The sequence below is a fragment of the Pseudomonas sp. NFX15 genome (genome assembly GCF_049132105.1).
Lineage (GTDB): Bacteria > Pseudomonadota > Gammaproteobacteria > Pseudomonadales > Pseudomonadaceae > Aquipseudomonas.
The window spans coordinates 17,126-41,333 of record NZ_JAFMPV010000021.1 but is presented as its reverse complement, the minus strand read 5'-3'; the positions used below and the strand labels follow the sequence as shown (position 1 = coordinate 41,333).

27 protein-coding genes are annotated in these 24,208 nt (G+C 60.5%); 13 read left to right on the top strand and 14 right to left on the bottom strand.

Features of this window, described 5'->3' with window-relative positions; translation table 11 throughout:
- Positions 1 to 13 precede the first annotated feature (13 nt).
- A complete protein-coding gene (locus J1D76_RS20430; RefSeq protein ID WP_007942189.1) occupies positions 14 to 499 on the bottom strand; it encodes an FKBP-type peptidyl-prolyl cis-trans isomerase in 486 nt (161 codons plus the stop codon).
- On the opposite strand from J1D76_RS20430, the gene J1D76_RS20425 reads away from it, so the two are divergent.
- The 3 genes from J1D76_RS20425 (at position 468) to J1D76_RS20415 (ending at position 3,861) form a co-directional block, all read left to right on the top strand.
- The gene (locus J1D76_RS20425; RefSeq protein ID WP_421140151.1) at positions 468 to 794 is read left to right on the top strand and encodes a DUF3565 domain-containing protein; all 327 of its coding nucleotides are present in this window, start codon (positions 468 to 470) and stop codon (positions 792 to 794) included. The two genes, J1D76_RS20430 and J1D76_RS20425, sit on opposite strands and share 32 nt — an antisense overlap.
- Before the next feature lie 61 nt (positions 795 to 855).
- The gene (pta, locus tag J1D76_RS20420) at positions 856 to 2,955 is read left to right on the top strand and encodes a phosphate acetyltransferase (protein WP_421140150.1); all 2,100 of its coding nucleotides are present in this window, start codon (positions 856 to 858) and stop codon (positions 2,953 to 2,955) included.
- Positions 2,956 to 3,861 carry an acyltransferase gene (locus J1D76_RS20415; protein ID WP_421140149.1) on the top strand — a complete coding sequence of 302 codons (906 nt, stop codon included), beginning with the start codon at positions 2,956 to 2,958 and terminating at the stop codon, positions 3,859 to 3,861. It abuts the gene before it with no gap.
- 154 nt (positions 3,862 to 4,015) lie between these two features.
- Here the strand turns inward: J1D76_RS20415 and cysN are convergent, their stop codons facing one another.
- The 3 genes from cysN to J1D76_RS20400 form a co-directional block, all read right to left on the bottom strand.
- Positions 4,016 to 5,914, bottom strand: a complete 1,899-nt coding sequence (cysN, locus tag J1D76_RS20410; protein ID WP_421140148.1) for a sulfate adenylyltransferase subunit CysN — start codon at positions 5,912 to 5,914, stop codon at positions 4,016 to 4,018.
- A gap of 9 nt (positions 5,915 to 5,923) precedes the next feature.
- Positions 5,924 to 6,841, bottom strand: coding sequence for a sulfate adenylyltransferase subunit CysD (gene cysD / locus J1D76_RS20405; RefSeq protein WP_007970286.1), 918 nt, complete (start codon positions 6,839 to 6,841; stop codon positions 5,924 to 5,926).
- Positions 6,842 to 7,096: 255 nt separating this feature from the next.
- Positions 7,097 to 7,855 (bottom strand): Nif3-like dinuclear metal center hexameric protein, encoded by a 759-nt coding sequence (locus tag J1D76_RS20400; RefSeq protein ID WP_421140146.1) that lies wholly within the window; start codon positions 7,853 to 7,855, stop codon positions 7,097 to 7,099.
- A gap of 103 nt (positions 7,856 to 7,958) precedes the next feature.
- Here J1D76_RS20400 and algW point away from each other — a divergent pair, with 103 nt between their 5' ends.
- On the top strand, positions 7,959 to 9,119 hold the full coding sequence (algW, locus tag J1D76_RS20395; protein ID WP_421140145.1) for a Do family serine endopeptidase AlgW: 1,161 nt from the start codon (positions 7,959 to 7,961) through the stop codon (positions 9,117 to 9,119).
- A gap of 84 nt (positions 9,120 to 9,203) precedes the next feature.
- Here algW and hisC read toward each other — a convergent pair whose 3' ends face one another.
- The 10 genes from hisC to J1D76_RS20345 all read right to left on the bottom strand — a co-directional run bounded on the left by hisC (position 9,204) and on the right by J1D76_RS20345 (position 17,146).
- A complete protein-coding gene (hisC, locus tag J1D76_RS20390) occupies positions 9,204 to 10,256 on the bottom strand; it encodes a histidinol-phosphate transaminase (RefSeq protein WP_421140144.1) in 1,053 nt (350 codons plus the stop codon).
- A 2-nt stretch (positions 10,257 to 10,258) separates the two neighbouring features.
- On the bottom strand, positions 10,259 to 11,584 hold the full coding sequence (gene hisD / locus J1D76_RS20385; RefSeq protein WP_421140143.1) for a histidinol dehydrogenase: 1,326 nt from the start codon (positions 11,582 to 11,584) through the stop codon (positions 10,259 to 10,261).
- A 127-nt stretch (positions 11,585 to 11,711) separates the two neighbouring features.
- Positions 11,712 to 12,347, bottom strand: a complete 636-nt coding sequence (hisG, locus tag J1D76_RS20380) for an ATP phosphoribosyltransferase (protein WP_007970278.1) — start codon at positions 12,345 to 12,347, stop codon at positions 11,712 to 11,714.
- Between the two features lie 128 nt (positions 12,348 to 12,475).
- Positions 12,476 to 13,741 carry a UDP-N-acetylglucosamine 1-carboxyvinyltransferase gene (murA, locus tag J1D76_RS20375; RefSeq protein WP_421140141.1) on the bottom strand — a complete coding sequence of 422 codons (1,266 nt, stop codon included), beginning with the start codon at positions 13,739 to 13,741 and terminating at the stop codon, positions 12,476 to 12,478.
- Between the two features lie 22 nt (positions 13,742 to 13,763).
- Positions 13,764 to 14,003: a BolA family protein gene (locus tag J1D76_RS20370; RefSeq protein WP_421140140.1), complete on the bottom strand. Its 240-nt coding sequence runs from the start codon at positions 14,001 to 14,003 to the stop codon at positions 13,764 to 13,766.
- A gap of 114 nt (positions 14,004 to 14,117) precedes the next feature.
- Complete coding sequence (locus J1D76_RS20365) at positions 14,118 to 14,423, bottom strand: STAS domain-containing protein (RefSeq protein ID WP_421140138.1); 306 nt, start codon at positions 14,421 to 14,423, stop codon at positions 14,118 to 14,120.
- Positions 14,420 to 15,061: an MlaC/ttg2D family ABC transporter substrate-binding protein gene (locus tag J1D76_RS20360; protein WP_421140137.1), complete on the bottom strand. Its 642-nt coding sequence runs from the start codon at positions 15,059 to 15,061 to the stop codon at positions 14,420 to 14,422. Before J1D76_RS20360 ends, J1D76_RS20365 begins: the two co-directional genes overlap by 4 nt.
- 11 nt (positions 15,062 to 15,072) lie before the next feature.
- Positions 15,073 to 15,540: an outer membrane lipid asymmetry maintenance protein MlaD gene (gene mlaD, locus J1D76_RS20355; RefSeq protein WP_421140136.1), complete on the bottom strand. Its 468-nt coding sequence runs from the start codon at positions 15,538 to 15,540 to the stop codon at positions 15,073 to 15,075.
- Positions 15,540 to 16,337 (bottom strand): lipid asymmetry maintenance ABC transporter permease subunit MlaE, encoded by a 798-nt coding sequence (gene mlaE, locus J1D76_RS20350; RefSeq protein ID WP_421140135.1) that lies wholly within the window; start codon positions 16,335 to 16,337, stop codon positions 15,540 to 15,542. The genes mlaD and mlaE overlap by 1 nt, the downstream gene beginning before the upstream one ends.
- On the bottom strand, positions 16,337 to 17,146 hold the full coding sequence (locus J1D76_RS20345; protein ID WP_008001295.1) for an ATP-binding cassette domain-containing protein: 810 nt from the start codon (positions 17,144 to 17,146) through the stop codon (positions 16,337 to 16,339). Before J1D76_RS20345 ends, mlaE begins: the two co-directional genes overlap by 1 nt.
- Before the next feature lie 274 nt (positions 17,147 to 17,420).
- Here J1D76_RS20345 and J1D76_RS20340 point away from each other — a divergent pair, with 274 nt between their 5' ends.
- The 9 genes from J1D76_RS20340 (at position 17,421) to rapZ (ending at position 24,202) form a co-directional block, all read left to right on the top strand.
- Positions 17,421 to 18,395, top strand: coding sequence for a KpsF/GutQ family sugar-phosphate isomerase (locus J1D76_RS20340; protein WP_421140134.1), 975 nt, complete (start codon positions 17,421 to 17,423; stop codon positions 18,393 to 18,395).
- Complete coding sequence (locus tag J1D76_RS20335; RefSeq protein ID WP_421140133.1) at positions 18,395 to 18,919, top strand: KdsC family phosphatase; 525 nt, start codon at positions 18,395 to 18,397, stop codon at positions 18,917 to 18,919. Before J1D76_RS20340 ends, J1D76_RS20335 begins: the two co-directional genes overlap by 1 nt.
- A gap of 7 nt (positions 18,920 to 18,926) precedes the next feature.
- Positions 18,927 to 19,499, top strand: a complete 573-nt coding sequence (lptC, locus tag J1D76_RS20330; protein WP_421140132.1) for an LPS export ABC transporter periplasmic protein LptC — start codon at positions 18,927 to 18,929, stop codon at positions 19,497 to 19,499.
- Positions 19,486 to 20,034, top strand: a complete 549-nt coding sequence (gene lptA / locus J1D76_RS20325) for a lipopolysaccharide transport periplasmic protein LptA (RefSeq protein ID WP_421140131.1) — start codon at positions 19,486 to 19,488, stop codon at positions 20,032 to 20,034. The genes lptC and lptA overlap by 14 nt, the downstream gene beginning before the upstream one ends.
- Positions 20,034 to 20,759: an LPS export ABC transporter ATP-binding protein gene (lptB, locus tag J1D76_RS20320; RefSeq protein ID WP_421140130.1), complete on the top strand. Its 726-nt coding sequence runs from the start codon at positions 20,034 to 20,036 to the stop codon at positions 20,757 to 20,759. The genes lptA and lptB overlap by 1 nt, the downstream gene beginning before the upstream one ends.
- 229 nt (positions 20,760 to 20,988) lie before the next feature.
- Positions 20,989 to 22,482, top strand: a complete 1,494-nt coding sequence (locus J1D76_RS20315; RefSeq protein WP_421140128.1) for an RNA polymerase factor sigma-54 — start codon at positions 20,989 to 20,991, stop codon at positions 22,480 to 22,482.
- A 74-nt stretch (positions 22,483 to 22,556) separates the two neighbouring features.
- Positions 22,557 to 22,865: a ribosome hibernation-promoting factor, HPF/YfiA family gene (hpf, locus tag J1D76_RS20310; RefSeq protein ID WP_007941242.1), complete on the top strand. Its 309-nt coding sequence runs from the start codon at positions 22,557 to 22,559 to the stop codon at positions 22,863 to 22,865.
- 12 nt (positions 22,866 to 22,877) lie between these two features.
- On the top strand, positions 22,878 to 23,342 hold the full coding sequence (gene ptsN, locus J1D76_RS20305; protein ID WP_421140127.1) for a PTS IIA-like nitrogen regulatory protein PtsN: 465 nt from the start codon (positions 22,878 to 22,880) through the stop codon (positions 23,340 to 23,342).
- 2 nt (positions 23,343 to 23,344) lie between these two features.
- Entirely contained in the window at positions 23,345 to 24,202 is an 858-nt protein-coding gene (gene rapZ, locus J1D76_RS20300; RefSeq protein ID WP_421140126.1) for an RNase adapter RapZ, read from the top strand.
- Positions 24,203 to 24,208: the final 6 nt, after the last annotated feature.

The window sequence follows — 24,208 nt, the reverse complement described above, 5'->3', positions numbered from 1 at the left end:
CTTAGCGCAGAAATCAGTGGTGATGGCCACCTTCGCCATGGACGTGGCCATGCGCGATTTCTTCCTGGCTGGCGTCACGAATGGCAACGATCTTGACCTGGAAATTCAGGCGCTGACCGGCCAATGGGTGGTTGCCGTCAACGGTGACGTCGTCGCCGTCCAGATCACGGATGGTCACGATCTGCATTTGGCCGTCCGGCGCGGAAGCGTGGAACTGCATGCCCACTTCCAGTTCATCAACGCCCTCGAACATGCTGCGGCTCAGGGTGCTGACCAGTTCGGCAGCGTATTCGCCATAAGCGTCTTCAGGTTCAACGGCTACGGTCAGCTCGTCGCCGACAGCCTTGCCTTCCAGGGCTTTTTCCAGGCCCGGGATGATGTTGCCTGCGCCTTGCAGGTAGACCAGCGGCGCGCCGCCGGCGGAGCTGTCGATGACCTCACCAGCGTCGTTGGTCAGGGTATAGTCGATGGAGACAGCCTTATTGGCGGCGATCAGCATGGGGCGAGACCTTTTGCATAAGAAGATTGAAAGGCCAAGTTTAGCGAAGCAATCGTCTGAAAGCGAACACAACCCGGACAGACGGAATTCAACGGTCACAGGCTTTCATCAGGACGAGGACGGCCACTGGGTGGTCGAGCTTTCCTGCGGCCATACCCAACACCTGCGGCACCAGCCGCCCTGGCAATCGCGCGCCTGGGTCATGGACTCTGCGCAACGCCAGGAAAAAATAGGCCGACCCTTCGATTGCGGTTGGTGTGCACAAGGCTCGGTAAGCGATAACCTTGTCGACTGAATTTCGGTAGATCGCCATTTCAATAGACGATCACCTTTGCCTGCTCCTTCAGAGAATCCGCATGCAAACTTTTTTTATCGCACCCACCGATTTTGGCGTGGGTCTGACCTCCATCAGCCTCGGGCTGGTGCGCACCCTTGAGCGGGCCGGGCTCAAGGTCGGCTTTTTCAAACCGATTGCCCAGCCGCATCCGGGCGACACTGGCCCGGAACGTTCCACCGAACTGGTGGCCCGCACCCACGGCTTGAAACCGCCCCAGCCGCTGGGCCTGGCTCATGTCGAGCGCATGCTCGGCGACGGCCAGCTCGATGAGTTGCTCGAAGAAATCATCACCCTGTATCAGCAGGCCGCCATCGGCAAGGACGTGCTGATCGTCGAAGGCATGGTGCCGACCCGCAGCGCCAGCTACGCCGCAAGGGTCAATCTGCACCTGGCCAAGAGCCTCGACGCCGAAGTGATCCTGGTCTCGGCCCCGGAAAACGAAGTGCTGACCGAACTCTCCGGTCGCGTCGAATTGCAGGCGCAATTGTTTGGCGGCCCGAAAGACCCGAAAGTCCTTGGCGTGATCCTCAACAAGGTCAAGACCGAGGAAAGCATGGAGGCTTTCGCCACGCGCCTGAAGGAGCATTCGCCGCTGTTGCGCAGTGGTGATTTCCGCTTGCTCGGCTGCATTCCGTTCCAGCCGGAACTCAACGCCCCGCGCACACGCGATGTCGCCGACCTGATGGGCGCGCAAGTGCTCAACGCCGGTGATTACGAAACCCGGCGCATGACCAAGATCATCATCTGCGCCCGCACCATGCGCAACACCGTGGAGCTGCTCAAGCCCGGCGTGCTGGTGGTGACCCCCGGCGACCGCGACGACATCATCCTCGCCGTCAGCCTCGCGGCCTTGAACGGCGTACCGCTGGCTGGCCTGCTGCTGACCAGCGACACCCTGCCCGACCCGCGCATCATGGACCTGTGCCGCGGTGCCCTGCAGGCAGGTTTGCCGGTGTTGTCGGTGAGTACCGGTTCCTACGACACCGCCAACCTGCTCAACGGCTTGAACAAGGAAATCCCCATCGACGACCGCGAGCGCGCCGAAATCATCACCGACTTCATCGCCAGCCACCTCGATGCCAACTGGCTGCACCAGCGCTGCGGTACACCGCGCGAGATGCGCCTGTCGCCGGCGGTGTTCCGTTATCGATTGATCCAGCGTGCCCAGGCTGCCAACAAGCGCATCGTCTTGCCCGAAGGCAGCGAGCCGCTGACCGTGCAAGCTGCCGCAATCTGCCAGGCCCGGGGCATTGCTCGTTGCGTGTTGCTGGCCAAGCCCGAGGACGTGCAAGCCGTTGCCCGCGCCCAGGGCATCGAACTGCCGCCGGGGCTGGAAATTATCGATCCGGACTCGATCCGCGAACGCTACGTCGAGCCGATGGTCGCGCTGCGCAAAAGCAAAAGCCTCAACGCGCCGATGGCCGAGCAACAACTGGAAGACACCGTGGTGATCGGCACCATGATGCTGGCGCTGGATGAAGTCGACGGCCTCGTCTCGGGCGTGATCAACACCACCGCCAACACCATTCGCCCGGCCTTGCAGCTGATTAAAACCGCGCCGGGCTGCACGTTGGTGTCGTCGGTGTTCTTCATGCTGTTCCCCGAGGAAGTGCTGGTCTACGGCGACTGCGTGATGAACCCGCACCCGAGCGCCAGCGAACTGGCCGAGATCGCCCTGCAAAGCGCCGACTCGGCGGCGGCTTTCGGCATTACGCCGCGGGTGGCGATGATCAGTTACTCCAGCGGCGAATCGGCCAGCGGCGAAGAAGTCGAGAAGGTCCGCGAAGCGACCCTGCTGGCCCACGAACAACAGCACTCGCTGCTGATCGACGGCCCGTTGCAGTACGACGCCGCCGCCAACGAAAGCGTCGCCCGGCAACTGGCGCCCAACAGCCAGGTGGCCGGTCGTGCCACGGTGTTCGTGTTCCCCGACCTCAACACCGGCAATACCACGCACAAAGCCGTGCAGCGCAGTGCCGACTGCGTCAGCCTCGGGCCGATGCTGCAAGGCCTGCGCAAACCGGTGAACGATTTGCCGCGCGGCGCGCAGGTCGATGACATCGTCTACACCATCGCCCTGACTGCGATTCAAGCCGCCAACCGACCTATGGATGTGTAAATGCTGGACTTCCTACCCGCCCCGCTGCGGGGCGTGATCGCCTCGCTGCTATTGGCATTGAATACGATTTTGCTTTGCTCGTTCCTGTTCTGCGTGGCGCTGGTCAAGGTCTTGCCGTTCGCCCTCACCCAGCGCCTAGCGGGCTGGCTGATGAGCCATACCCACGAAGCCTGGATCAGCCTCAACAAAGGCTGGATGAACCTGGTACGCCGCACCCGCTGGCACCTCAGCGGCCTGCAAGGCCTCGACTACCAGCACTCGTACCTGATCACCAGCAACCACCAGAGCTGGGTCGACATCCTGGTGTTGCAATACGTGCTCAACCGACGCATTCAACCGCTGAAGTTCTTTCTCAAGCAGGAGCTGATCTGGGTCCCGGTGATCGGCCTGGCCTGGTGGGCGCTGGGCTTTCCGTTCATGAAGCGCTACTCCAAGGCCTACCTGGAGAAGCACCCGGAAAAGAAAGGCAAGGACCTGCAAACCACGCGCAAGACCTGCGCGAAATTCCGCAACAACCCGGTGGGCATTTTCAACTTCGTCGAAGGCACGCGCTTCACCGAGGGCAAGCACAAGCAACAGCAGTCACCCTTCAAGTACTTGCTCAAGCCCAAGGCCGGCGGCATTGCCTTTGTGCTGGATGCGATGGGCGAACAACTCGAATCCATCGTCAACGTGACCATCCACTACCCGGCCGGGCGCCCGGGTTTCTGGGATTTGCTGTGTGGAAACGTTGCAGACGTCGTGGTGCACTTTGAAGAGCTGAAGATTCCACCGCAGTTTATCGGCAAGAACTACGACCAGGACGGTGAGTACCGCCTGCAATTCCAGGGCTGGATCAACCAGCTGTGGCAGGACAAGGATGCGTTGCTCGAACAGATGCATCGCGAGTATCCAGTTAAGTCTTGAGGTGGCTGGACTGCCCTCTTCGCTGGCAAGCCAGCTCCTACAAGGACACCACCATCAACTGTAGGAGCTGGCTTGCCAGCGAAGGCGTCCGAACAGGCACAAAAAAACCCGCCGATGATCACTCATCGGCGGGTTTTTCGTTTCCGCCTAACGCTTAGATCGCGCCACGCTTGCGCAGCAGATCCAGCACTTGCTTGACGCTGTCTTCCAGCGACAGCGACTGGGTGTCGATCACCAGGTCGGCATTGAGCGGCACATCGTACGGGAAGGATTCGCCCGGGATGTTGTCGCCACCGGCCGCGTACAGACCTTGCGGATCACGCTCGGCGCACACGGCTGGCGAAGCCTGGACGTACACGGTCAGCAAACGATCGCTGCCGATCAAGTCCTTGGCCTGCTCGCGTCCTTCTGCACTTGGTGCTACGAAAGCGGCCAATGTCAGCAGACCGGCTTCGTTGAACTGACGCGCTACGTGCGCGGCACGACGCCAGTTCTCGGTACGCCCGGCGCGATCCTGTGGCAGGCCTTTGTTCAGGTCGTGACGCAGGTTCTGGCCATCGAGCACGAACACCGCACGGCCCAGGTCGAACAGCTTGCGTTCAACGGCATACGCCAAGGTGCTTTTGCCCGCGCCCGACAAACCGCTGAACAACACGGTGGCCGGCTGCTGGCCGAAGCGCAGTGCACGTTCTTCGGTAGCCACATGGGCCAGTTTGCCGTGGTGCGTGGCGCTGCCGTGAGCCAATGGCTGGGCGACGATCATGCCGGCGCCAACGGTGCCGTTGGTCAAGCGGTCGATGATGATGAACGCGCCGGTGGTGCGGTTGCTGTCGTAACCGTCGAGGGCAATCGGCGCATCGAGCGCGATCCTGACCTTGCCGATTTCGTTGAGCTGCAACGCGCTGGCCGGGCCTTCTTCCAGCGTGTTGACGTCGACCTTGTTGACGATGCTGGCGATGGAGCCTGGCACGTAGCTGGTGGCGCGCTTGATGTCGTATTTCTTGCCCGGCAGCATCGGTTCTTCAGCCATCCACACCAGCATGGCTTCGAAGCTGTCGGTCACCGGCGGCACGTTGTCGGCATGCACCAACAGGTCGCCACGGGAGATGTCGATTTCGTCTTCCATGGTCAGCGTCACCGCTTGACCAGGACCTGCGTGCTCCAGCTCACCTTCGAAGGTGACGATGGACTTCACGCGGCTGCTCTTACCCGACGGCAGCACCACGACTTCGTCGCCTTTCTTGACGATGCCGCTGGCCAGCGTACCGGCGAAGCCACGGAAGTTCAGGTTCGGACGGTTGACGTACTGCACCGGGAAACGCAGGTCGGTGAAGTTGCGGTCGCCCGCCACTTCCACTGTCTCGAGGATTTCCATGAGCGACTGGCCGGTGTACCACGGCGAGCGCTCGGATTTGTTTACCACGTTGTCGCCCTTGAGGGCGGACATCGGCACGAAATGCATGCTGGTCGGCTTGAGCTTCAAGCCTTCGGCGAACTGCAGGTAGTCGGCCTTGATCGACTCGAACACGCCCTGGTCAAAGCCCTTGAGGTCCATCTTGTTGATGGCCACGACGATGTGCTTGATGCCCAGCAACGAGGCGATGAAGCTGTGGCGACGGGTCTGGGTTTGCACGCCGTAGCGGGCGTCGACCAGGATGATCGCCAGGTCACAGGTAGAGGCACCGGTGGCCATGTTGCGGGTGTACTGCTCATGGCCTGGGGTATCGGCGATGATGAATTTGCGTTTGGCGGTGGAGAAATAGCGATACGCAACATCGATGGTGATGCCTTGCTCACGTTCGGCCTGCAGGCCGTCGACCAGCAACGCCAGGTCGATGTCTTCGCCGGTGGTGCCGACTTTTTTCGAATCGCGGGTAATCGCTTCCAGGTGATCCTCGTAGATCATCTTGGAATCGTGCAGCAGGCGCCCGATCAGGGTGCTCTTGCCGTCATCGACGTTACCGCAGGTCAAAAAGCGCAGCAGCTCTTTACGTTCGTGCTGGCCCAGGTAGGCGAGGATGTCCTCGCTGATCAAATCAGATACGTGCGACATGACAACCCCTTAGAAATAACCCTGACGTTTTTTGTCTTCCATGGAGCCTGCGCCATCGTGGTCGATGACACGGCCCTGGCGCTCGGAAGTTCGCGTCAGGAGCATTTCCTGGATGATATCCGTCAGGCTTTCGGCCTCGGACTCCACCGCGCCCGTCAACGGGTAGCAGCCAAGGGTACGGAAACGCACTTTCTTTTTGACGATCCGCGCTTTGTCTTCATCGCTCAGGTGTTCGAGGATGCGCTCGTCGTCGATCATGATCAGCGTGCCGTTCTTCTCGATGACTTCACGCTCGGCGGCGAAGTACAGCGGAACGATCGGGATGCCTTCCAGGTAGATGTACTGCCAGATGTCCAGCTCGGTCCAGTTCGACAAAGGGAATACGCGAATCGACTCGCCCTTGTTGACCTTGCCGTTGTACACGTTCCACAGCTCGGGACGCTGGTTCTTCGGGTCCCAGCGGTGCTTGCTGTCGCGGAACGAGTACACGCGCTCCTTGGCGCGGGATTTCTCTTCATCGCGACGGGCGCCGCCAAAGGCTGCGTCGAAACCATGCTTGTCGAGTGCCTGCTTCAGGCCCTCGGTCTTCATGATGTCGGTGTGCTTGGCGCTGCCATGGGTGAACGGGTTGATGTTCTGCGCCACGCCGTCCGGATTGACGTGGGTGATCAGGTCCAGGCCCAGCTCGGCAACCATCTTGTCGCGGAAGGCGTACATCTCCTGGAATTTCCAGCGAGTGTCGACGTGCATCACCGGAAACGGCAGCTTGCCCGGGAAGAACGCCTTGCGTGCCAGATGCAGCATCACGGCGGAGTCTTTACCGATGGAGTACAGCATCACCGGGTTGTCGAACTCGGCGGCTACCTCGCGGATGATGTGGATGCTTTCCGCCTCCAGCTGTTTCAGATGCGTCAGTTTGTCGACCATGGCTACTCACGAAAGCTTTCTTATGAACGGCCAGCGGGCCGTGTTCGAGCGGGGATCCTAGCACAGCGCCTACTTCTAATCAGGACGCCAACTAGATCGAAAGAGCATATGAATATGCCCCCGCGTTTGGGCCAAACGCGTTCCCTGTAGGAGCGAGCCTGCTCGCGATGAGCCTGAGAACACCGCGGGGTGTCAGGCTCCCAGCGTTATCGTTGACGACCATCGCGAGCAGGCTCGCTCCTACAGGGATGCGTATCAGATCGGGTTTGGGCAATCGATAAAGATGTGCTCCAGCGCAAAGCGGCGCGCCAGGTAGTCGCCCAGCGCCTGGACGCCATAACGCTCGGTGGCGTGGTGACCGGCGGCGATGAAGCTGACGTCGTTTTCCCGGGCGCTGTGGAAGGTTTGCTCGGACGCCTCGCCGCTGAGGTACAGGTCGACCCCGGCCTGTATCGCCTGATCGATGTACCCCTGGCCGCCACCGGTGCACCAGCCGACGCGACGGATCATCGCGCTGCCTTCGATCAACAGCGGCTCACGCCCCATGACTTCCTGCACGCGGCGGGCGAAATCCCGCGGGGTCGCCGGTTCATTCAACGAGCCAACCAGGCCGACGACCTTCAGGTTATCCGGATCCAGCGGGCCTTCGACGGTGATGTCGAGCTGGCGCGCGAGCTGCACGTTGTTGCCCACGTCCGGGTGCAGGTCCAGCGGCAGGTGATAGGACAGCAGGCTGATGTCGTGCTTGAGCAACGTCTTCAAGCGACGCTGCTTCATGCCGGTGATGCACGGGTTCTCGCCTTTCCAGAAATAACCGTGGTGCACCAGCACCAGGTCGGCGTTGGCCTCCACTGCCGCATCCAGTAAAGCCTGGCTCGCGGTAACGCCACTGACAATGCGGCTCACTTGCGGACGGCCTTCGACTTGCAGGCCGTTGGGGCAGTAATCGGCGATTTTGGCGCTGTTGAGGTAACGGTCGGCTTCTTCGACCAGGGTGGTCAGGGCGACGGCCATAAAAGACTCCTAAATATCCCGTTCAGAGGCGCGTGCGGCCTCGTATAATGCGCGTCATTATGAGCGGTCTCATTCCGCCTGCAACTCTCTCAGGACGTGCTTAATGCTCAAGGCGCTGCGTTTTTCCGGCTGGCCGCTGTTGGCCGGCGTGCTTGTCGCTCTTTTGATAATCCAGCGTTACCCGCAGTGGGTCGGGCTTCCGAGCCTCGACGTGAACCTGCAACAAGCACCGCAAACCACCAGCGTGCAGCAGGGCCCGGTGTCGTATGCCGATGCGGTGACCACTGCCGCGCCGTCGGTGGTGAACCTCTACACCACCAAGGTCATCAACAAACCGGCGCACCCGCTGTTTGAAGATCCGCAGTTCCGCCGCTTCTTCGGCGACAACTCGCCCAAACAAAAACGCATGGAATCGAGCCTCGGCTCCGGCGTGATCATGAGTCCGGAAGGCTACATCCTGACCAACAATCACGTGACCAGCGGCGCCGACCAGATCGTGGTCGCGCTCAAGGACGGCCGCGAAACCCTGGCGCGGGTGATCGGCAGCGACCCGGAAACCGACCTCGCAGTTTTGAAGATTGACCTGAAAAACCTGCCAGCGATCACTGTGGGGCGCTCCGACAACATCCGCATCGGCGACGTCGCGCTGGCCATCGGCAACCCGTTCGGCGTCGGCCAGACCGTGACCATGGGCATCATCAGCGCCACCGGGCGCAATCAACTGGGCCTGAACAACTACGAAGATTTCATCCAGACCGACGCCGCGATCAACCCCGGCAATTCCGGCGGCGCATTGGTCGATGCCAGCGGCAACCTCACCGGCATCAACACGGCAATCTTCTCCAAGTCCGGCGGCTCCCAGGGCATCGGCTTCGCGATCCCGGTGAAGCTGGCGATGGAAGTGATGAAGTCGATCATCGAGCACGGCCAGGTGATTCGTGGCTGGCTGGGCATTGAAGTACAGCCGCTGACCCAGGAGCTGGCCGAGTCGTTCGGCTTGTCCGGGCGCCCGGGCATTGTCGTGGCCGGGGTCTTCCGCGATGGTCCGGCGCAAAAGGCTGGCCTGCAACTGGGTGATGTGATTCTTGCGATCGATGGCGAGCCGGCTGGCGATGGCCGTCGCTCGATGAATCAGGTGGCACGGATCAAGCCGACCGACAAGGTCACGATCCAGGTGATGCGCAATGGCAAGGAGCTTAAATTGACCGCAGAGATCGGCTTGCGTCCGCCGCCGGCACCGGTCAAGGACAAGGAAGAAAACTAAACAGACGTCACCTGTCCTGGGGGAGATTCCATGTTTGGGGGAAACCCCCAGGCATAAAATCCCCCACAAGGGGATAGAGGTGATTTAGAGATCGCCGAGGCCGTCGATCAGCGCCTGGTTCTGCTCGGGGGTGCCGATGGAAATCCGCAGGAACTGGGCAATCCGTTCCTGCTTGAAGTGACGCACGATCACACCCTGCTCGCGCAACTTGGCCGCCAGGCCCGCCGCGTCATGCTTGGGATGACGGGCGAAAATGAAGTTGGCCGCTGATGGCAGCACTTCAAAGCCCTTGGCCTGCAACTGCCCGATCACCTTCTCGCGATTGTCGATCACCAATTGGCAAGTCTTGTCGAAGTATTCGCGATCTTCGAATGCCGCCGCTGCCCCCACAATCGCCAGGCGATCCAGCGGATAGGAGTTGAAGCTGTTCTTGATGCGCTCCAGCGCTTCGATCAGATCCGGATGGCCAACCGCCAGGCCCACCCGCAGACCGGCCAGGGAGCGGGACTTGGACAGGGTCTGGGTGACCAGCAGGTTAGGGTAACGGTCCACCAGGCTGATCGCCGTTTCACCACCGAAATCGATGTAGGCCTCGTCCACCACGACCACCGAATCCGGGCTGGCCTGGAGAATCTGCTCGACCGCTTCCAGCGCCAGCAGGCAACCGGTCGGTGCGTTCGGGTTGGGGAAAATGATCCCGCCGTTCGGCTTGGCGTAGTCCGCCGGGTTGATCTGGAATTGCTCGTCCAGCGGCACGGCGTCAAAGTGGATGCCGTACAAGCCGCAGTACACCGGATAGAAGCTGTAGCTGATGTCCGGGAACAGCAGCGGCTGATCGTGTTGCAGCAAACCGTGGAAGATGTGCGCCAGCACTTCATCGGAACCGTTGCCGAGGAACACCTGGTTGCCCTGCACGCCATAGTAGGTGGCGACGGCCTGCTTGAGCAGGTCGCTGTTGGGGTCCGGGTACAGGCGCAGGTTGTCGTTCAGTTCGGTTTGCATGGCGGCCAGCGCTTTGGGCGACGGGCCGTACGGGTTTTCGTTGGTGTTGAGCTTGACCAGCTTGGTCAGTTTCGGCTGCTCGCCCGGCACGTAAGGCACCAGATCCTTGACGAATGGGCTCCAGAATTTACTCATGTTCATTTCACCTGCTTGTCGTCAACGATGCGGTATTCGGCGCTGCGGGCGTGGGCGGTCAGCGACTCGCCACGGGCCAGCACGGAAGCGGTCTTGCCCAGAACGGACGCACCCTGCTCGGAGCAGAAGATGATCGACGAGCGTTTCTGGAAGTCATACACACCCAGCGGCGAGGAGAACCGCGCGGTGCCGGAAGTCGGCAACACGTGGTTGGGCCCTGCGCAGTAATCACCCAATGCCTCGCTAGTGTGACGGCCCATGAAGATCGCCCCGGCGTGGCGGATTTTCGGCAGCCAGGCCTGTGGATCGGCAACCGACAATTCAAGGTGTTCTGGCGCGATGCGGTTGGCCACTTCGATGGCCTGCTCCATGTCACGCACCTTGATCAGGGCACCACGGCCGTTGATCGAGGTTTCGATGATCGCGGCACGCTCCATGGTCGGCATCAGCTTGGCGATGCTCGCGGCGACCTTGTCGAGGAACTCGGCGTCCGGGCTGACCAGGATCGCCTGGGCGTCTTCGTCGTGCTCGGCCTGGGAGAACAGGTCCATGGCGATCCAGTCCGGATCGGTCTGGCCGTCGCACACCACGAGGATCTCGGACGGGCCGGCGATCATGTCGATACCGACCTGGCCAAACACGTGGCGCTTGGCGGTCGCGACATAGATGTTGCCCGGGCCGACGACTTTGTCGACCTGCGGCACGCTTTCGGTGCCATAAGCCAGTGCGGCAACGGCCTGGGCACCACCGATGGTGAACACGCGGTCGACACCGGCGATGCATGCTGCCGCCAATACCAGTTCGTTGATTTCACCGCGCGGGGTCGGCACGACCATGACCACTTCGGTGACGCCAGCGACCTTGGCCGGAATCGCGTTCATCAACACCGACGACGGGTACGACGCCTTGCCGCCCGGTACGTACAGGCCGGCGCGGTCCAGCGGCGTGACTTTCTGGCCCAGCACGGTGCCGTCGGCCTCGGTGTAGCTCCAGGAATCCTGTTTCTGCTTTTCGTGGTAGCTGCGCACACGGGCAGCGGCAACTTCCAGCGCTTCGCGCTGCTCGACGGAAATGCGCGTCAGTGCCAGCTCCAGGCGCTCGCGCGGCAGGATCAGGTCAGCCATGGACTTCACGTCCAGGCCATCGAACTGACGGGTGAAGTCCACCAATGCCGCATCGCCACGCTCGCGCACGGCCTTGATGATGTCCAGCACTCGCTGATTGACCGAGTCGTCAGACACACTTTCCCAGCTCAGCAGATGATCCAGATGATGCGCGAAATCCGGGTCAGCAGCGTTGAGTCGGCGAATTGCAGTCAGTGCGGTCATAGCGAGAGCCTCATAGGATTGGCAAAAAACTCAGGCGCCCTAACGTAGCAGTCGTTTCCGCTTGGGCACCTGAGAATTCTGGCTATGAGGCGGATAGACGGGCGCGACTCAACGTCGCGCAGGTGAATCAGCCGCGGTGTCGAGACTCCACTGCCTTGCGCAGGGTGTCGATCAACGCCTGGATACGGGCGTGCTGCATTTTCATCGAAGCCTTGTTGACGATCAGCCGGGAGCTGATGGCGGCGATGAAATCCTGTGGCTCCAGGCCGTTGGCCCGTAGCGTGTTACCGGTGTCGACCACGTCGATGATCTTGTCTGCCAGTCCGATCAGCGGTGCCAGTTCCATCGAACCATACAGCTTGATGATGTCGACCTGACGACCCTGTTCGGCGTAGTAGCGCTTGGCAACGTTGACGAACTTGGTGGCGATGCGCAGGCGGCCCTTGGGCTCGACCGCGCCGACTTTACCGGCGGTCATCAGCTTGCACTGGGCGATCTGCAGGTCCAGTGGCTCGTACAGGCCCTGGCCGCCGTATTCCATCAGCACATCTTTGCCGGCAACGCCCAGGTCAGCGGCGCCATGCTCGACATAGGTCGGCACATCGGTGGCACGCACGATCAGCAGGCGAACGTCGTCCTGGGTCGTGGGGATGATCAGCTTGCGGCTCTTGTCCGGATTCTCGGTCGGCACGATGCCCGCTTCAGCCAGAAGCGGCAAGGTGTCGTCAAGGATGCGGCCCTTGGACAGTGCGATGGTCAACATGGGAAACGTCAGTCCTTATCAAGGTACTCATGCCCGGTCGCAAATGGCGCCGGACACACATCGAGCCGGAAACCGGCTCGACTTGAAACAAAACCAATGGGCACGTCCCTGTGCCCCCTCTGCAATAACTAGCCCGGAACGCGACGGATCTTGGCGCCCAGCATTTGCAGTTTCTCTTCGATGCACTCGTAGCCACGGTCTATGTGGTAGATGCGGTCGATCAGGGTGTCGCCGTCGGCGATCAGGGCCGAGATCACCAGGCTGGCCGACGCACGCAGGTCGGTTGCCATCACTGGCGCGCCCTTGAGTTTCTCGGTGCCGGTGACGATGGCGGTGTTGCCTTCGACCTGGATCCTGGCGCCCATGCGGTGCAGTTCGTACACGTGCATGAAACGGTTTTCGAAGATCGTCTCGATCACAGCGCCCGTGCCTTCGGCAATGGCGTTGAGGGAGATGAACTGCGCCTGCATGTCGGTCGGGAACGCCGGGTACGGCGCGGTGCGCACGTTGACGGCTTTCGGTCGCTTGCCGTGCATGTTCAGCTCGATCCAGTCTTCGCCGCAGGTGATTTCGGCACCCGACTCACGGAGTTTTTCCAGGACGGCTTCGAGGATCGTCGGATCGGTGTCCTTGACCTTCACACGGCCGCCGGTCACTGCCGCGGCCACCAGGTAGGTGCCGGTTTCGATACGGTCTGGCATCACTTTGTAAGTGGTGGTGTGCAGACGCTCGACGCCATCGATGGTGATGGTGTCGGTGCCGGCGCCGGAAACCTTGGCGCCCATGGCGTTGAGGAAGTTCGCCAGGTCGACCACTTCCGGTTCGCGCGCGGCGTTTTGCAGGACGCTGCGACCCTTGGCCAGGGCCGCGGCCATCATGATGTTCTCGGTACCGGTCACGCTGACGGTATCGAAGAAGAATTGCGCACCGCGCAGGCCGCCTTCAGGCGCCTTGGCCTTGATGTAGCCACCTTCGACGTCGATGATCGCGCCCATGGCTTCCAGGCCACGGATGTGCAGGTCAACCGGACGCGAACCGATGGCGCAACCACCAGGCAAGGCGACTTCGGCTTCGCCGAAACGGGCAACCATCGGGCCGAGCACCAGGATCGACGCACGCATGGTTTTAACCAGTTCGTACGGTGCGATCAGGGTCTTGATGGTGCGCGGATCGATTTCGACGGCGAGCTTCTCGTCGATCACCGGCTCAATGCCCATGCGGCCGAACAGCTCGATCATGGTGGTGATGTCGTGCAGGTGCGGCAGATTGGCCACGGTCACCGGGCCATCGCACAGCAAAGTGGCGGCCAGGATCGGCAGGGCAGAGTTCTTTGCCCCGGAGATGCGGATTTCGCCATCAAGACGAACGCCACCGGTAATAATCAGTTTATCCATAAGAATCTCGACGCCCTTGGGCTCAGGTGCGCTCGGCCCAGGCCGCGCTGCTGAAAAATTTCATTGTGACCGCGTGGATGCTGCCATCGGTAATCCACGGGTTCAAATGGGCATAGACCTGCTGCTGACGCTTCACCGGGCTCAATGCCGCCAGTTCATCGCTAATCACGTTCAGCTGGAAATTGCAGCCTTCGCCCTCGACTTCTACTTTCGTTCCGGGCAGCTTTCCTTCGAGAAAGCTCTTAACTTCTACGGCCTGCATGCTCAACCTCAATCGGCGCCCTGTGCGCACGGGTCGGACATCATACAAAAAAGCCCCGCGCCTGCGAACCCCGCGAAGCAGGACTCTGACGGGGGGCTTCTGTATAGATGTGGATTAGGGATGCGCCAACAGCTCGGTCAGCTCGCTGACCTGGGCGATTTCGCGCATGTCTTCCGGCATCCCGCGGATGCTCAGGGCCTTGCCGGCCGTCTGCGCATCGCGGATAAAGCACAGCAACAGCGACAAACCGACACTGCTGGACTTGGTCACCGCCGAACAATCGACCACCAGCGACGTAGCCTGGCTGGCCTTGATCAGCGCCCGGCCCTGCTCACGCAGGCCAGGGCCGGTGCGGTAATCCAGCACGCCGCTGAGGAGCAACTCGCCAGATTCGTCCATCCGGACTGCCGAGTCACTCATTGGGTTTGTTTCTCGGTGGATTCCTTGGCCTTGGCCACTTCCCCGGCCCAACCATTGATGGTCTTGTCCAGGTCATTGCCATTGCGCTGCATGGCATCGGCGAACTGATCGCGGAACAGCTTGCCGATGTTGATGCCGTTGATGATCACGTTACGCAGCTTCCACTCGCCGTTGATCTTTTCCATGGTGTAGGACACCGGATAGATCGCACCATTGCTGCCCTTGACCGTCATGCCAACGCTGGTGCGGTTGCCCGACTCATCCTTGGCCGGATCCACGGTGATGCCCTGATTGTTGTATTCGAGCAAGGCATTGCCATAGAACTGGAACAGGCCCTTCTTGAAGTTCTCTTCGAAGGTCTTCATCTGCGCCGGCGTAGCCTTGTGCGAATACTTGACCGTCATGATGCTCTTGGAAATACCCTCGGCATCCACGACAGGCCCGACGATGGTATTGAGCGCGACGTAGAAATCGGCCGGATCCTGCTTGTACTTCTCTTTGTTGGCCTTCAGGTCGTCGAGCAACCGGTTGGTAGTGTCCTGGACCAGGTCATGCGCCGAAGGCGCCGCTACGGCGTTAGCCACCAACGGCAGCGTCGCAAGCAGTACCAACAGGCCACGTCGCAAGGTAGAGATCATTTAACAGCTCCTCATTTGGCGTCTTTGCTAACGGTATTGAGCAGGAATTTACCGATCAGGTCTTCAAGGACCAGCGACGACTGGGTGTCATGGATGGTTCCACCATCCTTGAGCAGGGTCTCCTCCCCACCCACGCTGATACCAATGTACTTCTCGCCCAACAGGCCCGCGGTGAGGATAGATGCAGTGGAGTCGACCGGCAGATTATCGACGCGTTTTTCCAGTTGCATGGTTACCCGACCAGTGAAGCTGTCGCGATCCAGATCGATGGCCGTGACCTTGCCGATGGTCACACCGGCCATGGTCACCTTGGCTCTGACCGTCAAACCGGCGATATTGTCGAAGTAGGCGTAAAGTTTATAGGTGTCGGTGCTCGGGCTCGGGGACAGGCCACTGACCCGCAACGCCAACAACAGCAAAGCCAGGATGCCAGCCAGCAAGAAAAGGCCGACACCGATTTCCAGGGTGCGGTTTTGCATCAGAAATCTCCAAACATCAAGGCGGTCAGAATAAAGTCCAGGCCGAGTACAGCCAACGAGGCATACACAACGGTCTTGGTGGTGGCACGACTGATCCCCTCGGAAGTGGGTTCGCAGTCATAGCCTTGGAATACGGCAATCCAGGTCACGACAAAGGCAAAGACGACGCTTTTGATGATCCCGTTGAGCACATCGTCGGTGAACGTCACGCTGTTCTGCATGTTCGACCAGTAGGAACCTTCGTAGACCCCCAGCCAGTCGACTGCCACCCACGAGCCGCCCCAGATCCCCACCACGCTGAAAATCATCGCCAGCACCGGCAGGGAAATGAAACCGGCCCACAAGCGGGGCGCGATGATGTACTTGAGCGGGTCGACACCGATCATTTCGAGACTGGACAACTGCTCGGTGGACTTCATGTTGCCGATTTCGGCGGTCAACGCCGAACCCGCACGCCCGGCGAACAGCAACGCGGTCACCACCGGCCCCAGCTCACGCAGCAAGGTCAGCGCAACCATCTGCCCAACAGCCTGCTCGGAACCATAGCTGGAAAGAATGTTGAAGCCCTGCAAGGCCAGCACCATTCCGATGAACACCCCGGAGACCACGATGATCACCAGGGACATCACGCCCACCGAATGCAACTGCTTGACCAGCAACCCGAAACCGCCACCGATGCCGCCACGGCCGAGCAAGGCATGAAACAGGAACAGCGTCGAACGCCCGAACACCGCCACCGCATCGATGGCGGCCTGGCCAAAGCGACGCACGCGCTCTATCAATGAAATTCTGCGCATCAGCGCTTCCCCAGAAGATCTGCGCGGTAATCCGTCGCTGGAAAGTGATACGGCACCGGGCCGTCAGGCTCACCGGTCATGAACTGACGGATACGCGGCTCATCCGAATTCATCAGTTCGTCCGGCGTGCCCTGCCCCAATACCTGGCCGTCGCCCACTACGTAGATGTAGTCGGCAATGCTCGCGGTCTCGGCCAGGTCGTGAGAGACCACGATGCTGGTGATGCCCAGCGCATCGTTGAGCAAACGGATCAGGCGCACCAGAACGCCCATGGCGATGGGGTCCTGGCCAACGAAGGGCTCGTCATACATGAGGATCTGGGGGTCGAGCGCAATCGCCCGGGCCAGGGCCACACGGCGCTTCATGCCGCCGGACAGCTCGTCGGGCATCAGCTCGATCGCGCCGCGCAAGCCAACGGCCTGCAATTTGAGCAGGACGATGTCGCGGATCATTTCTTCGGGCAGTTGCGTGTGGACGCGCAGCGGAAACGCGACGTTCTCGAAGACATCGAGGTCGGTAAACAGGGCGCCGCTCTGAAACAGCACACCCATGTGCTTGCGAGCATCGAACAGATCGCTGCGCGATAGCTTGGGCAGGTTCTGTCCATTGACCCAGACTTCGCCCTTGGTCGGCCGCAACTGGGCACCCATCAGGCGCAAGAGCGTGGTCTTGCCGCACCCGGATGGCCCCATGATGCCGGTGACCTTGCCACGCGGGATACGGATATCGACATTGTTGAAAATGCTGCGCGCACCGCGCTTGAAGGACAGTCCCTTCAGCTCGACCGCGTAGGCGTTATCGGCACTCATCTAAACTCCTTGCGATGCAGCCTCTCACTCGGACGCCTGACTTTCTGACGAAAGCACATCCCTCCCGGGCAGGCCGAACTGGCGGCGAACTATATCACTGCAAAGGCTGCGCGCCCAAGGCCAAAGCCAAGGCATGTTCAACTGCTTTACAGGTTGAAAGCTCCGGCTAGAGGGTTTCGGGTAACAAGTAATGACAATGCACGACGAACTAGCGTGAGGGATTCGATCATAACCGCTATAATCGCCGCCTTTTCACCGGGCTATACGATCCGACATGAGCCAAACCAGCGACCTGATTCAATCAGCACAACGCACCATCCGCCTCGAGGTAGAAGCCGTACAAGGCCTGCTGCCCCATATCGACGCAGATTTCGTACGCGCTTGCGAGATGATTCTGGCCAGCAAGGGCCGCGTTGTCGTGGTCGGCATGGGCAAGTCGGGGCACATCGGCAACAAGATCGCCGCGACCCTGGCCAGCACCGGCACCACGGCTTTTTTTGTGCACCCGGCAGAAGCCAGCCATGGCGACATGGGCATGATCACCCGTGACGACATCATCCTGGCGCTCTCGAACTCCGGCTCCACCCATGAAATCATTACCCTGCTGCCGCTGATCAAGCGCCTGGGCATCCAGTTGATCAGCGTGACCGGCAACCCGGGTTCGGCGCTGGCCAAGGCCGCCGAGGTCAACCTCAACGTTCACGTCGAGCACGAAGCCTGCCCGCTGAACCTGGCACCGACCTCCTCGACCACGGCTGCGCTGGTGATGGGCGACGCCCTGGCCGTGGCGCTGCTGGAAGCCCGCGGCTTCACCGCCGAAGACTTCGCCTTTTCCCACCCCGGTGGCGCCCTTGGCCGACGCCTGCTGCTGAAGGTGGAAAATGTCATGCACGAAGGTAAAGATCTGCCTCAGGTGCAGCGCGGCACACTGCTTAAAGATGCACTGATGGAAATGACCCGCAAGGGCCTGGGCATGACCGTTGTCCTGGAAGCCGATGGCAAGCTGGCCGGGATCTTCACCGACGGCGACTTGCGCCGCACCCTGGACCGCAGCATTGACATCCACAGCGCCACCATCGACGAGGTCATGACCGCCCACGGCAAGACCGCCCGCGCCGAGATGCTTGCCGCCGAAGCGCTGAAAATCATGGAAGACCACAAAATCAGCGCACTGGTGGTGGTCGACAACGAAGACCGCCCCGTCGGCGCCCTGAACATGCACGACTTGCTGCGTGCGGGAGTAATGTAATGAACACTGATCTGATGCAACGCGGCAAACACATCAAGCTGGCAGTATTCGACGTTGACGGCGTCCTGACCGATGGCCGCCTGTACTTCCTCGAAGACGGCAGCGAATTCAAGACCTTCAACACACTCGACGGCCAGGGCATCAAGATGCTGATGGCGGCCGGCGTACAGACCGCAATCATCAGCGGCCGCAAAACCCCGGTGGTCGAACGCCGGGCGAAGAACCTCGGCATCGCGCATCTTTTTCAGGGTCGCGAAGACAAACTGGTGGTACTCGACGGCCTGCTCGCCGAACTCAACCTAAGCTATGAACAGGTTGCCTACCTCGGCGACGACCTGCCGGACCTGCCGGTGATTCGCCGCGTCGGCCTGGGCATGGCCGTGGCCAATGCCGCCAGCTTCGTGCGCGAACACGCCCACGGCATCACCGTCGCCCGTGGTGGCGAAGGTGCCGCTCGCGAGTTCTGCGAATTGATCCTGCGCGCCCAGGACCGCCTCGACGCGGCCAATGCAGCGTACCTGTGAGCCCACTATGCTGAGCAAAAAGTTTCGCAACACACTACTGTTCACCTGCATCGCGGCGATATTCGCGGCGGTCGGCTACTGGAACATCAGCCCGGAACGCTTTCTCGACAAGCCTGCTGCCGTGGTAGATGAGAGCGCGATCGACTACTACGCCACCAACGCCCATAGCGTGCAGTACCTGCCCGATGGCAGGCTGCAATACGATTTGACGTCGGACAAGGTCGAGCACCTCAAGGCCACTGAAGTGACCTTGCTGACCAACCCTGACCTGAACGTGTTCCGCGGCACCGAATTCCCGTGGCACGTGCAGAGCCTGCGTGGCGAGGTCAACCCGGACGGCACGCAAGTCGAGTTGATCGACGACGTGCGCATCACCCGCTTCGACGAAAAAAACCGCAAGACCCTGATCACCAGTACCCGTATGACCGTGTTCCCCCAGCAGCAATATGCGCAGACCGAGCAAGACGTTAGAATCGACGGCGCTGGCGGCGTATCGACTGGCAAGGGAATGAAGGCGTATTTGAAAGAAAGCAGGATACACCTGCTATCGAACGTAAGAGGACAGTATGAGGCTCGTTAAAACCCTCCCGATTTTGCTCAGTCTGGGCGCAGCACTGGGAAGCGTGAGCGCCTGGGCTCTGCCGAACGATCAAGAGCAGCCTATCCGCATTCAAGCCGACGACGCCCAACTGGACGACAAGCAAGGCATTGCCACCTATAAAGGCGACGTGATCATTACCCAGGGGTCGATGATCGTCAAAGGCAATACCGTCACGATCACCCGTACGCCGGCGGGCGACATCGACGTTGTCACGTCGGTAGGCAACCTCGCCTATTTCGAGCAACTGCAAACGGCTGGCGACACCAAACCGGTTCAGGGCTGGGGCGTGACCATCCAGTACCACGCCACGCAAAACCGCGTCGTGCTGATCGACAAGGCAAAGGTTGTCGACAAGGACAACAACACCACCCAGGGCGAGAAAATCGTCTATGACACCGTCAAGAAGCTCGCCAGCGCCGGTCGCGCTACGGGCAGCAAGGTCACGGAATCGCGTCCGCGTATCGACATGGTGATCCAGCCAAAAAGCAAAACCGACGAGAAAAAGGCGCAGTAATGGCAACCCTGAAAGCTCAGCATCTGGCCAAGAGCTACAAGAGCCGCCAGGTCGTGCGTGACGTCAGCCTGTCCATCGACAGCGGTCAGATCGTCGGCCTGCTCGGCCCGAACGGCGCCGGCAAGACCACCTGCTTCTACATGATCGTCGGCCTGGTGCAGGCAGATCAGGGCCGCGTGCTGATCGACGACCTGGACGTCAGCCACCAGCCGATGCACGGCCGCGCCAAGGCCGGTATCGGCTATTTGCCGCAGGAAGCCTCGATCTTCCGCAAGCTGTCGGTGGCCGACAACATCATGGCCATCCTCGAGACCCGCAAGGAACTCGACAAGGCCGGCCGCCGCAAGGAACTGGAAAGCCTATTGCAGGAATTCCACATCAGCCACATCCGCGACAACCTCGGCATGAGCCTGTCCGGCGGCGAGCGTCGTCGTGTGGAAATCGCCCGGGCCCTGGCCACCAACCCGAAATTCATCCTCCTCGACGAACCCTTCGCCGGCGTGGACCCGATTTCAGTCGGCGACATCAAGCAGATCATCCACCACCTCAAGGCCAAAGGCATTGGCGTGTTGATCACTGACCACAACGTTCGTGAAACCCTGGATATCTGCGAGACCGCCTACATCGTCAACGACGGCCAACTGATTGCCGAAGGCGACGCGGAAACCATCCTTGCCAATGAACTGGTGAAGGAAGTGTATCTGGGCCACGAATTCCGCCTGTAAGTGCAACGGTGTCCAGGCAATCGCCCGAACGCCGCGCCTTGAGTACCCGCTGCACATCCATCGCCGCCGATGACGGCCTTGTGTCAACAAAGTTTTATAGCTTTTTATTGTTACAGCGGTCTAGGCAAACCCCTCAGTTTCAGGCATATAACTTGCTTAAGTTTGGCGCTTCGGCGCCCTGTAGTGGATGGCGCATGTGCGCCGGCGAATAAGGTGTTAAGCCCCTGCCATGAAACCATCGCTAGTCTTGAGAATGGGCCAGCAGCTGACGATGACACCGCAGCTGCAACAGGCCATCCGCCTGCTCCAATTGTCGACCCTGGACCTGCAACAGGAAATCCAGGAGGCCCTGGAGTCCAATCCGATGCTCGAACGCCAGGAAGAAGGCGACGACTTCGACAATTCCGACCCCCTGGCCGACAACGCCGAACAAAAGCCCAATACCGATATCCAGGAACCCTCCTACCAGGAAAGCGCCCCGACGGTCGATAACCTCGAGGAAGGCGACTGGAACGAGCGCATTCCCAACGAGCTCCCGGTCGACACCGCCTGGGAAGACGTTTACCAGACCAGCGCCAGCAGCCTGCCCAGCAACGATGACGACGAGTGGGACTTCACCACCCGCACCTCGGCCGGCGAAAGCCTGCAGAGCCACTTACTGTGGCAACTGAACCTGGCCCCGATGTCCGACACCGATCGCCTGATCGCCGTGACCCTGATCGATTGCATCAACAATCAGGGCTACCTGGACGAAACCCTTGAGGAAATCCTCGAAGCCTTCGACCCGGAACTGGACATCGAGCTGGACGAAATCGAAGCCGTCCTGCACCGCATCCAGCAATTCGAGCCTGCCGGCATTGGCGCCCGCAACCTGGGTGAATGCCTGCTGCTGCAACTGCGGCAGCTGCCAGCCAAGACTCCTTGGCTGGCCGAGGCCAAGCGCCTGGTCACCGATTACATCGACCTGCTGGGCGGCCGCGACTACAGCCAGTTGATGCGCCGCATGAAACTCAAGGAAGACGAGCTGCGCCAGGTCATCGAGCTGGTCCAGAGCCTCAACCCGCGCCCAGGCTCGCAAATCGAGTCCACCGAAGCCGAATATGTCGTGCCCGACGTGATCGTGCGCAAGGACAACGAACGCTGGCTGGTAGAGCTGAACCAGGAGTCGGTGCCACGGCTGCGGGTCAACGCCCAGTACGCCGGCTTCGTGCGCCGCGCCGACACCAGCGCCGACAACACGTTCATGCGCAATCAGTTGCAGGAGGCCCGCTGGTTCATCAAGAGCCTGCAGAGCCGCAACGAAACCCTGATGAAAGTGGCCACCCAGATCGTCGAGCATCAGCGCGGATTCCTCGAATATGGCGACGAAGCCATGAAGCCGCTGGTCCTGCATGACATCGCCGAAGCAGTCGGCATGCATGAATCGACGATTTCGAGGGTGACCACCCAAAAGTTCATGCACACCCCCCGGGGTATTTATGAACTGAAATATTTTTTCTCCAGTCACGTCAGTACCTCCGAAGGCGGCGAATGCTCGTCCACGGCGATCCGCGCGATCATCAAAAAACTGGTTGCCGCGGAAAATCAGAAAAAGCCGTTGAGTGACAGCAAGATCGCTGGTTTACTGGAGGCACAAGGCATTCAGGTGGCTCGCCGCACCGTCGCCAAGTACCGCGAATCCCTCGGGATCGCGCCTTCGAGCGAACGCAAGCGGTTGATGTAGGGCCACGCCACAGCGTTCCAGTGGCAGATCATCTGATCTGCCGCTTTATGCACTGGCAACGAAGGAGAAGCTGTATGCAAGTCAACATCAGTGGACACCAACTGGAAGTGACCGAACCTCTTCGCACCTACATCGGCGAAAAACTCGAACGATTGGAGCGACATTTCGACAAGATCACCAACGTGCAGGTCACGATGACCGTCGAGAAGCTGAAGCAGAAAATCGAAGCCACGCTGCATATTCCCGGGAATGAAGTGGTCGCCAACGCGGAACATACCGACATGTATGCCGCCATCGACGCACTCACCGACAAGCTGGATAAACAACTCAAAAAGCATAAGGAAAAGACCCAGAGCCTCCTTCAGGGCGCGACCGGTCGTTAACACCCCCAACCCATGATCCGACTTGAAAGTATCCTGACCCCCGGCCGTTCCCTCGTGAACGTGCCGGGCGGCAGTAAAAAGAAAGCCCTCGAACAAATTGCCAATCTGATCGCCCGCGAAGTGCCGGGGCTGGAGATGCAAGATGTCTTCGAGGCGCTGATTGCCCGTGAAAAACTCGGCTCGACCGGTTTTGGTAACGGCATCGCCATTCCACACTGCCGCCTTAAAGGCTGTGAGTCGCCCATCAGTGCCTTGATGCACCTGGACGCCCCTATCGATTTCGACGCCATCGACGGCGCACCGGTTGACCTGCTGTTTGTCCTGCTGGTCCCGCAAGCCGCTACCGATGCGCACCTTGAGCTGCTGCGCCAGATCGCCAGCATGCTCGACCGTAAGGATGTACGCGACAAACTGCGTAGCGCCAAAAGCAATGAAGCCCTGTATCAGGTTGTCCTGGACGAGCAAAACGGTCAGTAATCATGCGCTTGATCATCGTCAGTGGCCGCTCCGGCTCCGGTAAAAGTACCGCCCTCAATGTACTTGAGGACAACGGCTACTACTGCATCGACAACCTGCCTGCCGGCCTGCTTCCCGAGCTGGCCGAACGCGCGTTGATCCATACCGAAATGATGCAGCCGCTGGTCGCCGTTTCCATCGACGCGCGCAACCTGCCCAGCCATCTGTCACGCTTTCCCGAACTGCTCGAAGAAGTCCGCGCCCGGCACATCCAGTGCGATGTCCTGTACTTGGACGCCGACGAAGAAACCCTGCTCAAGCGCTTTTCGGAAACCCGTCGCCGCCACCCGCTGAGCAACGCCAACCGCTCGCTGGCCGAGGCCATCAACGTCGAAAGCGTCCTGCTCGGACCGATTGCCGACCTCGCCGACCTGAAGATCAACACCACCAGCCTGAACCTGTATCAATTGCGCGACACCATCAAGCTGCGCCTGCTGAATCAGCCTGAACCGGGCACGGCGTTCCTCGTGGAGTCCTTCGGCTTCAAGCGTGGCATGCCGGTCGACGCCGACCTGGTGTTCGATGTGCGCTGCCTGCCCAATCCCTACTGGAAACCGGAATTGCGTGAGCAGTCCGGGCTCGATCAACCGGTTGCCGATTATCTGGCGGCACAGCCGGACGTCGAAGAGATGTTCCAGGACATTTCCTCATACCTGCTAAAGTGGCTGCCTCGTTTTGCCGCCAGCAACCGCGCCTATGTCACCATCGCCATCGGGTGCACCGGCGGCCATCACCGCTCCGTGTACCTGACCGAACGTCTGGGGCGGACGCTGCAACAATCCCTGAAGAACGTCCAGGTTCGCCACCGCGACCTCAGCTAAAGGATT